At 73.1% G+C, this 13,084-nt stretch carries 12 protein-coding genes; 4 read left to right on the forward strand and 8 right to left on the reverse strand.

Translation table 11 applies throughout. The features are described 5' to 3' along the window. Nucleotides 1-8 precede the first annotated feature (8 nt). The 6 genes from ACFVS9_RS14660 to ACFVS9_RS14685 form a co-directional block, all read right to left on the reverse strand. Entirely contained in the window at nt 9-1,520 is a 1,512-nt protein-coding gene (locus ACFVS9_RS14660) for a VWA domain-containing protein (RefSeq protein ID WP_389932243.1), read from the reverse strand. Continuing rightward, on the reverse strand, nt 1,517-2,902 hold the full coding sequence (locus tag ACFVS9_RS14665) for a hypothetical protein (RefSeq protein WP_383118676.1): 1,386 nt from the start codon (nt 2,900-2,902) through the stop codon (nt 1,517-1,519). Before ACFVS9_RS14665 ends, ACFVS9_RS14660 begins: the two co-directional genes overlap by 4 nt. After that, entirely contained in the window at nt 2,902-3,405 is a 504-nt protein-coding gene (locus ACFVS9_RS14670) for a hypothetical protein (RefSeq protein WP_389932246.1), read from the reverse strand. Before ACFVS9_RS14670 ends, ACFVS9_RS14665 begins: the two co-directional genes overlap by 1 nt. Nucleotides 3,406-3,616: 211 nt before the next feature. After that, entirely contained in the window at nt 3,617-4,282 is a 666-nt protein-coding gene (locus tag ACFVS9_RS14675; protein ID WP_383118674.1) for an alpha-ketoglutarate-dependent dioxygenase AlkB family protein, read from the reverse strand. Nucleotides 4,283-4,351: 69 nt separating this feature from the next. Continuing rightward, nucleotides 4,352-4,861 carry a methylated-DNA--[protein]-cysteine S-methyltransferase gene (locus ACFVS9_RS14680; protein ID WP_383118673.1) on the reverse strand — a complete coding sequence of 170 codons (510 nt, stop codon included), beginning with the start codon at nt 4,859-4,861 and terminating at the stop codon, nt 4,352-4,354. Nucleotides 4,862-4,940: 79 nt separating this feature from the next. After that, nucleotides 4,941-6,428, reverse strand: coding sequence for an AlkA N-terminal domain-containing protein (locus tag ACFVS9_RS14685; protein WP_389932250.1), 1,488 nt, complete (start codon nt 6,426-6,428; stop codon nt 4,941-4,943). Nucleotides 6,429-6,682: 254 nt separating this feature from the next. Here ACFVS9_RS14685 and ACFVS9_RS14690 point away from each other — a divergent pair, with 254 nt between their 5' ends. Then, nucleotides 6,683-7,129, forward strand: a complete 447-nt coding sequence (locus ACFVS9_RS14690) for a Fur family transcriptional regulator (protein ID WP_389932253.1) — start codon at nt 6,683-6,685, stop codon at nt 7,127-7,129. A 25-nt stretch (nt 7,130-7,154) separates the two neighbouring features. Then, entirely contained in the window at nt 7,155-8,621 is a 1,467-nt protein-coding gene (locus tag ACFVS9_RS14695) for a catalase (RefSeq protein ID WP_383118680.1), read from the forward strand. Nucleotides 8,622-8,759: 138 nt separating this feature from the next. Here the strand turns inward: ACFVS9_RS14695 and ACFVS9_RS14700 are convergent, their stop codons facing one another. Then, nucleotides 8,760-9,137, reverse strand: a complete 378-nt coding sequence (locus ACFVS9_RS14700) for an ankyrin repeat domain-containing protein (RefSeq protein WP_383115798.1) — start codon at nt 9,135-9,137, stop codon at nt 8,760-8,762. A 200-nt stretch (nt 9,138-9,337) separates the two neighbouring features. Here ACFVS9_RS14700 and ACFVS9_RS14705 point away from each other — a divergent pair, with 200 nt between their 5' ends. Then, entirely contained in the window at nt 9,338-10,888 is a 1,551-nt protein-coding gene (locus ACFVS9_RS14705; RefSeq protein ID WP_389932256.1) for a sugar transferase, read from the forward strand. 72 nt (nt 10,889-10,960) lie between these two features. Here ACFVS9_RS14705 and ACFVS9_RS14710 read toward each other — a convergent pair whose 3' ends face one another. Beyond that, complete coding sequence (locus tag ACFVS9_RS14710) at nt 10,961-11,944, reverse strand: GDP-L-fucose synthase family protein (RefSeq protein WP_389932259.1); 984 nt, start codon at nt 11,942-11,944, stop codon at nt 10,961-10,963. A 116-nt stretch (nt 11,945-12,060) separates the two neighbouring features. On the opposite strand from ACFVS9_RS14710, the gene gmd reads away from it, so the two are divergent. Further along, the gene (gene gmd / locus ACFVS9_RS14715) at nt 12,061-13,074 is read left to right on the forward strand and encodes a GDP-mannose 4,6-dehydratase (RefSeq protein ID WP_383115795.1); all 1,014 of its coding nucleotides are present in this window, start codon (nt 12,061-12,063) and stop codon (nt 13,072-13,074) included. The last annotated feature ends 10 nt before the right edge of the window (nt 13,075-13,084 follow it).

A 13,084-nucleotide genomic window follows, 5' to 3' on the forward strand; every position in this document is an offset into this window, starting at 1 on the left:
GGCCCGTCCTAGGTGAGGAAGGTCTTGAGCTCGTGGACGAGCTTGCGGATGTGGCCGGAGAGCACCGGCGTCCCCTGGTCCTTGAAGCGCTCCCGGAACCACGGGTTGACGGCGGCGCGGCCCGAGCTGGTCACGGAGCCGACCGGGATGAACCTGGCCCCGGAGCGGTGGATGGCGGCCATGCTCTCGAACAGCGGCTCGGCCCGCCATTCGTAGAAGTCCGAGATCCACACCACGACCGTGTTGCGGGGCTCGGCGATCTTCGGCTGGGCCAGCGCCATGGCGACCGTGCCGTCCGTGCCGCCGCCGAGGTTGGTGCGCAGCAGGGTCTCGAACGGGTCGTGCACCCACGGGGTGAGGTCGAGTGCCTGGGTGTCGTAGGCGATGAGATGGACGTCCACCTTGGGCAGTCCCGCGAAGATCGAGGCCAGGATCGTGCAGTTGACCATCGAGTCGACCATCGAGCCCGACTGGTCGACGACCACGACGAGCCGCTGGGGCGTCGTCCTGCGCACGGTGTGGCGGTAGAAGAGGCGGTCGACGTAGAGCCGTTCCTCCTCGGGGTCCCAGTTGGTGAGGTTCTTCCAGATCGTGCGGTCGAGGTCCAGGTTGCGGAAGACCCGCTTGGGCGGGACCGAGCGGTCCAGGGCGCCGACGCTCGACTTCTCCACCTGGGTGCGCAGCACCTCGGCGACCTCGTCGACGAAGCGGCGGATCAGCGATTTGGCGTTGGCCAGGGCCACGCCGGAGAGGTTGTCCTTGTCGCGCAGCAACTGCTCGATCAGCGACATGCTCGGCGTCAGCTGCCCCGCCAGGTGCGGGTCGGCGAGCACTTCACGCAGCCGCATCCGCTTGACGAGGCCGGCTTCGATGGAGCCGAGCTCCGGGCCGATCTCCGGGATGAGCCGGCTCAGATCGGGTGTCCTGCCGCCACCGCCCGTACCCGTGGGGCTGACGCCCGTGCCTCCGGCGCGCCCGCCGCGGAGTTCGCCGGGGCGGCAGCCGAGGGCGCGCTCCAGCCACCCCGCGTCGGCCTGCCACCGCGAGAGCTGGCCGGCGGTGACGGTGCCGGGCGGGGAGTGGAAGACGTTCAGCAGCACCTTCGACACGAGGGCGGCACGCCGCACCTCCGCGGCCCGGTCGCGGGAGCTGTCGTCCGCCGGGCCCCGTTCGCGGGAGCCGTCGTCGGCCGGTCCTCCGGCCGGCTCCGCGTGGGCCTCCCCGTCCGCCGCGCCGCCGTCCGGCTCCGGCCGGGGTTCCCCGTCCGGGCCGGCCACCATCAGGCCGTCGAACTCGGCGGCCAGCTCGGGGTGGCGCTGCACCACCGAGTCGACCGACGCCTGCGGGTCCAGCAGCTTGGCCGGGAGCCCGATGTCCTCCACCACGGCGAGACTCGCGGACTCCAGGGCGGCCTGCTCCTCGTGGTCGAAGAGCCGGGCGAGGAGGCGCCAGTACACGACCTGGCGGCGGTTGTCGTACGAGGGGTCCCCGGTCGCCCCGGGACTCTGCTCTCCGGTCATTTCCGCAGCAGCCTTCCCGCGCGCTCGCTCAGCACCTTCGCCGCGTCGGTGGCCGCCTTCTCCGCCCTGACCCCGGCCTTGTCCGTCGTCCCTCCGGCCCAGGCCCCCGCGTGCAGGGCCGTCACCTTCCCGCGCACCGTGGTCTCGACGGCGAGCGGCTGCACACCGAACGTCCCGGCGTCCCAGCGGATCAGCGCGATGCACGCGCCGGACCTGGCGACGGCCTCGGGGGTGAGCGGCCCGGCGGCCGGTATGCGGTCGGTGTCGACGGCCAGTTCGGTCCCGGCGACGGTGAAGGTGACCGCGCCGTCGTCGTCCGCGCGGGCGGTGTAGCCCTCCAGGAAGACGGGGACGGCGATGCGCGCCGGGTGCCGGTCCAGGGGTGCGGTCACCTGCGCGGCCGCCGCGGGCAGCGCCACGCGGGCCGTGACGAACGCCTCGGCCGGCTTCCCGGCGCGTGCGTGTTCGTCGCTCCAGAGGAGGTCGCCCTCGGCGGTGACCGGCATCCCGGTCAGCTCCATCGACCGGCCCTCCCCGGCGGCCGCGAGGAGGGACATGTGCGGGCGCAGCAGCTGCCAGATCCCGGCACCGACGACCGTGTCCGGCTTGGGAACCGACACGCCCGCGCGCACCAGGCGGGAGGGGGAGCCGTCCGCCGGTTCGAACACGGCGTGCACCTGCGCCTGGGCGGCGGTCGCGTGCTCCTGGAGGTCGATGCCGAGGGGCAGCAGGCGCCCGTCGGCGGTGCCGGTGACGGGCGTACCGGCCGCTCCGGGCACGGTGAGCAGCATGCCGCGCGACCAGAGGTCGGCCCAGCGACGCACCGGGAACCGCTCCGCCGACGCGCCCGGACAGGACGCGGCGAGTTCGGCGGCGAAGCCGTCGAGGAGGGTCGCGAGGCGGCGCAGGGCGGGGTCGGGGAGCATCGCGGGGACGACCTCGGCCGCCCCGGACACCACCTCGTGGTCGAGGCCCTGCCATCCGCAGCGCGCCAGGTCGCAGAGCCAGGCGCGGGCAGCGGTCAGCAGGTTCTCCGACGGCCGTGCGGCGGGCGCCGCCGCGTCCGCTCCCGAGCGCGACCGGCCCGCGGCCTCCTCGACGCGGACGAGCAGCGCGTCGTGGACGGAGCCGAGCAGTGCGGTCCGCGCCCCGGCCAGGGCCACGAAGTGGTCCTCGCCGGCCGCTCCGGCCTCCGTCTTCGCGGCGGCCTCCGCGACCCGGGCGGCCAGCGGCGTCCCGGTGACGGCGTCGGCGAGCCGTGCCGCTCCCCCGGTCCCGGCGGGCCGGAGCAGGCCGGCGACGAGGGCGTGGTCGAAGGCGTCGACGGCCGCGAGGGCCTCGTCCAGTCCTTCGACCGGTCCGGTGAGCAGGTCTGCGCGCATCAGGCCACCGACCTGGTCGGCGGGAAGAAGTGCATCTCGGGCAACGGCGCGGTGACCGGGGCGTGTTCGAGGTAGGCCAGGTGGCGCAGGAACCTGCTGAAGACGGACGCCGCGGCCTTCGTCGTGTCCGCCTCCGGGCGGGTGCTCCTCATGGCCGAGGTCAGCACGGGTCCGCTCACGTCCCCCTCGGGGACCTCGGCCTTCAGGTACCGGACGACGCGCGGGGCGCCGTACTGCAGGACCGCCTCGTCGACGAGGGCGCCGATGTGTTTGCAGAACGATCCGCGCGCCCCGCCGCAGGGCCGGTTGTTGTTGGTGCTGCAGGCGAACGCGTGGGACCCCGCGGCGACGGACGACACGTAGACCCGTCCGATGTCCGATCCGCTGGACACCACGCCCTGAAGGCGTCCGTCGGCCAGCTCGACGAACGGAACCTTGGCGAGCTTGCGCGGCCGCGCGGGCGGTATCACCCGTGCCGTGCTCGACCTCTCCCAATCCGACAACGCGCCATCTCCAATGCACAGCTAAGGGGTCGTCACCGCCGGACCGGCGGAACACGACTGAACCTAGTGGCGGCCACTGACAACGCCGTCGCCCCGCGAACGGAGGGCGACGCCCCGGCCGGGCGGGGGAAGCGGACGGTGGCCGGGAGGGACGCCCCCGGTCACGCGGTACCCGGTGGAGGGATCCCCGCGCGCACCTGACGAACCGTCATCACGGCTGCCGGGGCATCCCGGTGACCCGCATGGTGATGTTCAGCCGTCCGCCGGCCAGCCCCGTCGCCGGATCGCCGGTGCCCGGAAGGACCTTGGGCACCCCGTGGTACGCGAAGCGCGACGGGCCGCCGAGGACGAACAGGTCGCCGGAGGCGAGCTCGATGTCCGTGTAGGGCTTCGTACGGGTCTCGGTGTTGCCGACGCGGAAGACGCAGCTGTCGCCGACGGACAGGGAGACGACCGGTGCGGACGACCTCTCGTCCTTGTCCTGGTGCATGCCCATCCGGGCCTGCCCGTCGTAGAAGTTGATCAGCGCGGCGTCCGGGGTGTGGTCGAGCGCGGCGGCCTCGTCGCCGTACGCCTCCAGGACCGCGCGGCGGCCCAGCCGGACCATCCAGTCCGGGAACGCGGCGACCCTCCGGCCGTTCACGTCGTCGGCGGTGCGGGTGTAGGCGTAGGGCTGCCAGTGCCAGCCGACGCACACGGTCCGCACCGACATGACGCCGCCGCGCGGCAGCCGGGTGTGCCGCAGGGGAACGGGCCCGGTGGCCCAGGCGCGGCAGGCCGTCACCAGGCCGCGCTGCTCGGCGGGGGTGAGCCAGCCCGGTACGTGCCAGGCGCCGGGGGCGACCTCCGCGCGGGGGCGCGGGATCAGCGCGTCCATGACGTCACCCGCCTCCGCGCGCCCCGGCCGGCGGGGCCGCACGCGCCGCGCGCCCCGGGGTGCGGGCCGTCAGGCCGCACGGTGGCGGTTCTCCAGGTCCAGGAGCAGCCGCTTGCGTTCCAGGCCGCCCGCGTAACCGGCCAGGGCGCCGCTCGCCCCGATCACGCGGTGGCAGGGGCGTACGACCAGGAGCGGGTTGGCCCCGATCGCGGTGCCGACGGCGCGGACGGCCGCGCGCGGGGCGCCGATCCGCGCGGCGATCTCCCCGTAGCTGAGCGTGGTGCCGTACGGGATGGCGTCCAGGGCCTCCCAGACGCGCCGCTGGAAGTCGGTGCCGCGTCCGGCGGCGTACTCGATGCCGAAGCCGGTCCGGCCGCCCTCGAAGTAGGCGCGCAGTTCGGCGGCGATCACGGTGAAGGCCTCCGCGTCCTGTTTCCAGCCGTCCCGGACCGTCGCGCCGCCCTTCTGGCCGGGCACGGAGAGCGAGGCGAGTGCGGTGCCGCCCTGAGCGGTGGCCGACTCCTCACCCACCAGCAGCAGCTCGCCGAGCGGGCTCTCGATCGTGGTGTGGAGCGTCATGGTCGGGTCCTTCCGGGTTCGTCGTCGTACACGTCAAGGGTGCGGGATCCGCCGCGGAGCTGCTGGCGGGATTCGGACGTCATGCTGCACCGGTACGGGACCGGCGCGCGGCCGCGCTCCAGAAGTGCTGCATGGCGTAGGTGCGCCAGGGGCGCCAGGTCCCGGCGTCCGCCGCCTCCGCACCCGCCTGCCGCATCCCGGCCCGGAAGGCCGCGTCGCCGTTCAGCAGGACGTCGGGGTCGCCGAGCGCCCGCATGCGGATGTAGCCGGCCGTCCAGGGGCCGACACCGCGCAGGGCCAGGAGCTCCTTCTCGGCCTGGTCGCGGTCCGCGCCCGGGTCCAGCCGGACCCTGCCGTCGGCCAGGGCGGCGGCGACGGTACGCAGGGTGGCGCGCCGGGAACCGGGCACCCCCAGCTCGTCCAGACCGGCTCCGGCGAGCTCCCCCGGAGCGGGGAACGTGCGGGTGAGAGCGCCGCTGGGCACCTGGAGGGGCCGGCCGTGGGCGGCCACGAGGGCACTGCCGAGCCGGCGTCCGGCGGCGACGGAGACCTGCTGGCCGAGGACCGCGCGGACGGCCAGCTCGTGGACGTCCGCCGCGCCCGGGGCCCGCAGCCCCGGTGTACGGGCGACGAGCGGGGCCAGGGCCGGGTCCGCGCCGAGGCGTTCGGCGACCGCGAGCGGATCGGCGTCCAGGTCGAAGAGGCGGCGCATCCGCTGGGTGGCGGTCGTCAGGTCGCGCAGGTCCCCCAGGTGCAGCCGGCACTCCAGCCAGCCGTCGCCGGTGCGCTCGCGGACCTCGGCGATGCCGGTGCCGTTCGGCAGGCGCAGGGTGCGCCGGTAGGTGCGGTCGCCCCGCTCGCCGGCCATCTCCTCGATGCCGGTGAGGGCGCGGGCCGCGAGGTGGTCGAAGATCTCGGCCGCCGCGTAGGGGCCCCGGTGGGCGAGGCGCAGCGGCACTCCCCCGCGCCCGTCGGGGGCGCCGACGGAGCCGAAGCGGGAGGAGCCACCGGTACGGGCGGTGCGCAGCTCGCCGGGGGTGAGGGCGTAGACCTCCCGCACCGTGTCGTTGAACTGCCGGACGCTGCTGAAACCGGCGGCGAACGCGATCTCGGCGGCCTGGAGGGTGGTGGTCTGCAACAGGACGCGGGCGGTGTGGGCCCGCTGGGCGCGGGCGAGGGCGATGGGGCCCGCGCCGACCTCGGCGTTCAGCTGGCGCTGCACCTGGCGGGCGCTGTAGCCGAGACGCGCGGCCAGTCCTGCCACGCCTTCGCGGTCGACGACCCCGTCACCGATCAGCCGCATCGCCCGCCCCACCAGGTCCGCCCGCGCGTCCCAGTCCGCGGAGCCGGGGACGGCGTCCGGCCGGCAGCGGCGGCAGGCGCGGAATCCGCCGCCCTGGGCCGCCGCCGCGGTGGGGAAGAACGTCACGTTGCGGCGCTTGGGCGTGGTGGCGGGGCAGCTGGGGCGGCAGTAGATCCCGGTCGTGGACACGGCGAAGAAGAACGCGCCGTCGAACCGGGCGTCGCGGCTGGTCACCGCCTCGTACCTGCTGTCGTCACTGGTCATGCTCCAAGGGTGCGGCATCGCGTCGACCCGTGCTGGCGGGAATCGGACATGGAGTCGCCGCCTCCCGGCGCGCGGAGCGCCGCCCGGCCCGCGCCCGGCCCGGTGGGAGGAGGGCGGGACCGCAGCGCTGCGCGCCCCCTCCGTGAGCCCTCCGCGCTCCGCGCGCCGGGGCGCGGCGCGACTTCACTCCGTGTTGGCGCGAAGTTGATGACAAGTTGATTGGAATCATTCCAGAGAAGTGGTTGACTGCGGAGGTGATCGAAACCGAGGCCAGGACCCTCCTGCGCGGAGCGTCATTGCGGGTGACCCGTCCCAGGGTCGCCGTGCTCTCGGCGGTCCACGAGGCCCCGCACTCCGATGTCAGTACCCTCCTCACCCTGGTACGCACCCGCATCGGAGCGGTCTCGACCCAAGCCGTCTACGACGTGCTCAAGACGCTCGTCGACGCCGGTCTGGCGCGGCGGATCGACCTGCCGAACTCACCGGCACGGTACGAAGGGCAGTCCTGGGACAACCATCAGCACGTGGTCTGCCGCTCGTGCGGCACGATCGCCGACGCCGGTGTCCCGCAGGACCTCCCGCGCCTGGAGGCGCCCCAGGACCACGGGTTCACCGTCGACCACGTAGAGGTGACGTACTGGGGCCTGTGCCCCGGGTGTCGGACCGAACGCGGTACGCGGGACCCGGAATCGGTGCACTGAAGTTTTCACACGGAGGAGCAGGAAAATTTCTGACAACACGAAGCCGCTGACCACTGCCGCCGGCGCACCTGTCCCGAACAACGAGAACGCCGTCACCGCCGGCCCGCGCGGCCCGATGCTGCTCCAGGACGTCTGGTTCCTGGAGAAACTGGCCCACTTCAGCCGTGAGGTCATCCCGGAGCGCCGGATGCACGCCAAGGGATCCGGCGCCTTCGGCACCTTCAGGGTGACGCAGGACATCACCCGGTACTCCAGGGCCGCGCTCTTCTCCGAGGTCGGAAAGGAGACGGAGCTCTTCGCCCGGTTCTCGACCGTCGCCGGTGAGCGCGGCGCGGCCGACGCCGAGCGCGACATCCGCGGTTTCGCCCTCCGCTTCTACACGGAGGAGGGCAACTGGGACGTCGTGGGCAACAACACCCCGGTCTTCTTCCACCGCGACCCCCACCACTTCCCCGACCTCAACCGCGCGGTGAAGCGCGACCCGCGCACCAACCTGCGCTCGGCGGAGAACAACTGGGACTTCTGGACGAACCTCCCCGAGGCCCTGCACCAGGTCACCATCGTGATGTCGGACCGCGGCATCCCCGACGGCTACCGCCACATGCACGGCTTCGGCTCGCACACCTACTCCTTCGTCAACGCGAGCAACGAGCGCTTCTGGGTGAAGTTCCACTTCCGTACGCAGCAGGGCATCAAGAACCTGACCGACGCGGAGGCAGCCGCGGTCGTCGCCGAGGACCGCGAGTCCTCGCAGGCCGACCTCTTCGACGCCATCGAGCGCGGCGACCACCCGAAGTGGACCTTCTTCATCCAGGTCATGCCGGAGGCGGACGCCGCGACGTACCGCTACCACCCGTTCGACCTCACCAAGGTCTGGTCCAAGAAGGACTACCCGCTCATCGAGGTCGGCGAGTTCGAGCTCAACCGCAACCCGGAGAACTACTTCGCCGACGTGGAGCAGGCCGCCTTCACCCCGGCCAACCTCGTCCCCGGCGTGGGCGCTTCGCCCGACCGCATGCTCCAGGGCCGGCTGTTCTCGTACGGTGACGCCGCCCGCTACCGCGTGGGTGTCAACCACCACCAGATCCCGGTGAACCAGCCCCGCGGCGCGACGAACGTCAACACCTACCACCGCGACGGCCAGCTGCGCGTGGACGGCAACCAGGGCGCCGTGCCCGGCTACACCCCGAACAGCTACGGCCGCTGGGCCGAGCAGCCCCAGTTCGCCGAGCCGGGTCTGGCGCTCGACGGCGCCGCGGCCGACCGGTTCGACTACCGCGAGGACGACGACAACTACTTCGAGCAGCCGGGGAACCTCTTCCGGCAGATGACGCCGGACGAGCAGGACGCCCTGTTCGGCAACACCGCCCGGGCCATCGACGGTGCCTCGCAGGCCACCGTCGAGCGTCACATCAACCACTGCACGCAGGCCGACCCGGCCTACGGCGAAGGGGTACGCAAGGCGATCGAGGCCCTGCGGGCCGCCAAGTAGGGGATCTCCGGACGCTGTCCGCAGGGGCTCCGGGCGGCCTACCGCCGCCCGGAGCCCCTCGCGCAGGCCCGGGGCGGAACCGCCCCGGGATCCCTTCCGCCCGCGCTCGCGGGGCGGAACCGCCCGGGGCGCACGGCCCTATCCGAGCAGCGCCGTCCTCCCGAACATCTCGGCCGTGGCGCGTGCGCTGGGCGTGCCCGCGTCGAGGTCGGCGCCCGCCTCGACGAGCGCCCGTACGATCGCGTCCTCGCCCTTGAACAGGGCTCCCGCGACGGGCGACTGGTCCCGGGCGTTGCGCAGGTCGACGTCGGCACCGCGCCCGACGAGCGCGCGGACCGTCGCGGTGTGCCCGTGGTACGCGGCGAGCATGAGCGCCGTATTGCCCCCGGGGTCCTGGACATCGACCGGCAGCCCGTGGTCGAGGAACTCCAGGATCTCCTCCGTGCGCCCCTGCCGGGCCAGATCCGCCACGATCCCGACGAGTTGGACGGTCTGTTCCTGGGAAAGCGGTTCCATGTCCCCAGTCTAGGCACGGCCCCCGAAGGCGACCCGGCGGCGCGACGCGGATCACAGCGCCCGGCCTGTCTGAACTTCACGGGAACTCCAGCGAAATGGCACGTGTGTGGATATCGTGCACGAGCGAGGGCGCATCCGTCAGTCCATGGGATCGGCGGATGCGCCCCGTTTGCGGGGATGCGACTGTGGCTGGGGGGTTCATGGGGCATGTCGAAATACCTGAGTCGGATATATCCGGGCCTGTCGGGCTGGCGGGGGCACCACGACCGCGTACCGCCGCCTCCCGGAACCGCGCGGTGGCTCCGGGGCAGTTATGGAGAGCACCGACGACAGTGGGGCGCGACCACACGGAGCGGCCCCGGGCGAGGAGGAAGCCCGACGCGCGGGTGCCCTTGCTCGTCCTGACCGATCTGCTGGGCCTGGGAGTTCCCGCCTGGCTCGTACTGCGGGCCGGTGACCAGCCGGGGCCGCAGGCCGCCGCCGCCTCGGCCGCGCTGGTGTGGACCGCGGTGCGCGCGGCACGAGGCCGCTACGCGCGGCGGCTGCCCGGGGAGACCGCCGGGGCGGGCCACGCCTCCTTCGGCGACTGGCTGTCGCTCGTCGGGGTGCTGGCGGTACTGCTGGCCGTGACGGGCGGGGGCCTCGACCCGGCCACCGCCGTCGCGGCACTGGTACCGGGCCTGGCCCTGGCCCTCCTCGCGGGGACCGCCGGCCGGCTGCGCCGGGCCGTGGGGCGGCGGGGGGCCCGCCGGGTCCTGGTGGTCGGCGAGGCGGCGGGCCTGGACCGGGCCGTAAGCCTTCTCAACTCCCGTGCGGACCAGCCGTACACAGCGGTGGCCGTGGTCCCGGTGGGACCGGCCGTGCCGGACTGCGGGACACCGGTACCGGGGCGCCTGGCGCCCGAACCGGCCGACGACGACGTGTCCACGGTGCTCGGGGGAGCCTTCGCCCATGACGCGGACCTGGTGCTCGTCGCGCCCGGCCCCCAGCTCGACGACGTCCGGCTGCGCCGGCTGTCGTGGGGCCTGCACGACGGCGGGCTGGCCCTCTGCGTGCTCTCGGACCTGTCCGGGGTCGCGGCGGCCCGGGTGCGGCCGGCCTCCGCGGCGGGGCTGACGCTGCTGCACGTGGCACCGCCGCTGCGGCACGGCCCGCAGGCGGCGCTCAAGAACGTCCTGGACCGGTCCGGTGCCGCGCTCGGCCTGCTGGTGCTCGCCCCGCTGTTCTTCGGCGTGGCGCTGGCGGTGCGGCTCTCCTCACCCGGCCCGGTGTTCCACCGCCAGACCCGCCACGGGCGGCACAACCGGCCCTTCACCATGTGGAAGTTCCGCACGATGGTGGCGGACGCGGAGTCCCGCAGGGAGCAGCTGACGGCGGCGAACGAGAGCGAGGGGCCGATGTTCAAGATGCGCCGCGACCCCCGGGTGACACGGATCGGCCACGCCCTGCGCCGCACCTCCCTGGACGAACTCCCGCAGCTCCTCAACGTGTTACGAGGTGACATGTCCCTGGTAGGACCGCGTCCGCCCCTGCCGGACGAGGTGTCGCGCTACGACGAACGGGAGCTGCGGCGCCTGGCGGTGCGGCCGGGCCTCACCGGCCTGTGGCAGGTCAGCGGGCGGTCGGACCTCTCCTGGCAGGAGACGGTCTCGCTGGACCTCTGGTACGTCGACAACTGGTCGGTGGCGACCGACATGGGGCTGCTCGCCCGGACGGTACGCGCCGTCACCGACGGCCGGGGAGCGTACTGAGACGTGGTGGGGGGTCGCGAGGGGGGCCGCGTGCACGGGATCGGGACGGGCCGCGGCCGTCCGGCCGGACGGTCAGCCCCGCGGGGCGTGACGGCCGAGCCACCAGGCGTAGGTGCGGGCGATGCCGTCCCGCAGGGGGATCTGCGGCTTGAAGCCGAGGGAGGAGAGCCGGGACACGTCGAGGAGCTTGCGCGGAGTGCCGTCGGGCTTCGTGGTGTCCCACCCGATGCGTCCCTGATACTCCGTCACCTCGCGGATGGTCTCGGCGAGTTCCCGGATCGTGAGGTCCTCCCCGCAGCCGACGTTGACCGGCTCGTCACCGTCGTACACCTCCAGCAGCCGCACACAGGCGGCGGCGAGGTCGTCGACGTGGAGGAACTCCCGCCGGGGACTGCCCGAGCCCCACAGGGTGACCTCGTCCGCGCCGTCCCGCTTCGCCTCGTGGAAGCGGCGGATCAGGGCGGGCAGGACGTGCGAGGTCTCCAGGTCGAAGTTGTCCCCGGGGCCGTAGAGATTGGTCGGCATGGCGCTGATGTAGGACGCGCCGTACTGCCGGCGGTAGGACTGGACCTGGACGATTCCGGCGATCTTGGCCAGCGCGTAGGCCTCGTTGGTCGGCTCCAGGGGGCCCGTGAGCAACGCGTCCTCGGGGATCGGCTGCGGTGCGTGCTTGGGGTAGATGCACGACGAGCCGAGGAGGAGGAGCCGCCCGACCCCGGCGGCGTGGGCGCCGGCCACGACGGCGAGCTGGATGCGGAGGTTGTCCTCCAGGAACTGCACCGGCCGCGTGCTGTTGGCCATGATCCCGCCCACCTTGGCGGCGGCCAGCACCACCGCGTCCGGGCGGGTCTCCCGCAGGAACGCCTCGGTCGGCGCGGCCTCGCGCAGGTCCAGCGCCTCCCGGCCGCGGGTGATCACCTCGTGGCCGTCGGCGGTGAGGCGGCGTACCAGTGCCGAGCCGACGAGACCGCGGTGGCCCGCGACGAATATGCGGGCGCCGGGGCGCAGCAGGGGGGTGGCGGATTCCTGGGCCGGGACGGGGCTGTCAGTCGTCATGGCTCGGATTCTGCCAGCAGCACGACACCCGGGTGACCTTTTGCCGCATTCCACTCGGATCCAGAAATTTCGGTGACACGAACCGCCCCAGGGGCGACCACAGAAGGGGGGACGTCATGGCGAAGACCGCACTCATCACCGGCGTGACCGGACAGGACGGCTCGTACCTGTCGGAGCTGCTGCTCGAGAAGGGGTACACGGTCCACGGCCTGATACGCCGTTCGTCGAGCTTCAACACCGAGCGGATCGACCACATCTACCAGGGGCCGGAGGAAGCCGACCGTTCCTTCCTGCTCCACCACGCCGACCTCTCCGACGGTGTCGCGCTGGTGAACCTGCTGCGGGACATCCGGCCCGACGAGGTCTACAACCTGGGCGCCCAGTCGCACGTCCGGGTGTCCTTCGACGCTCCGCTGTACACCGGGGACGTCACGGGGCTGGGCACGGTGCGGCTGCTGGAGGCGGTGCGGGCCAGCGGTATCGAGACCAGGGTCTACCAGGCGTCGTCGTCCGAGATGTTCGGCGCGAGTCCGCCCCCGCAGAACGAGAAGACGCCGTTCCACCCGCGCAGCCCGTACAGCGTGGCCAAGGTCTACTCGTACTGGGCGACGGTCAACTACCGTGAGGCGTACGGCATGTTCGCCGCCAACGGGATCCTGTTCAACCACGAGTCCCCGCGCCGCGGCGAGACCTTCGTGACCCGCAAGATCACCCGCGGGGTGGCCAGGATCAAGGCGGGACTCCAGGACCGCCTGCACCTGGGCAACCTCGACGCCGTACGTGACTGGGGCTACGCACCCGAGTACGTGGAGGCCATGTGGCGGATGCTCCAGTGCGAGACCCCCGACGACTACGTGGTCGCCACCGGCGAGGGCGTCAGCGTCCGCCGGTTCCTCGAGTACGCCTTCGAGCACGCCGGCCTGGACTGGGCGGAGCACGTCCGCTACGACCCGAAGTACGAGCGTCCCAGTGAGGTCGACGCCCTGATCGGTGACGCGTCCAAGGCGGAGGAACTGCTGGGCTGGAAGCCGCGGGTGAAGTCGCGGGAGCTGGCACGGATCATGGTGGACGCCGACATCCGGCTGCTCTCCGACCAGCTCGCGGGGTCCGCGGTCCGGGTGGACCGGTGACAGGGCCGGG

Origin of the sequence: Streptomyces sp. NPDC058008, from assembly GCF_042886395.1 — a bacterium.
Classification (GTDB): domain Bacteria; phylum Actinomycetota; class Actinomycetes; order Streptomycetales; family Streptomycetaceae; genus Streptomyces.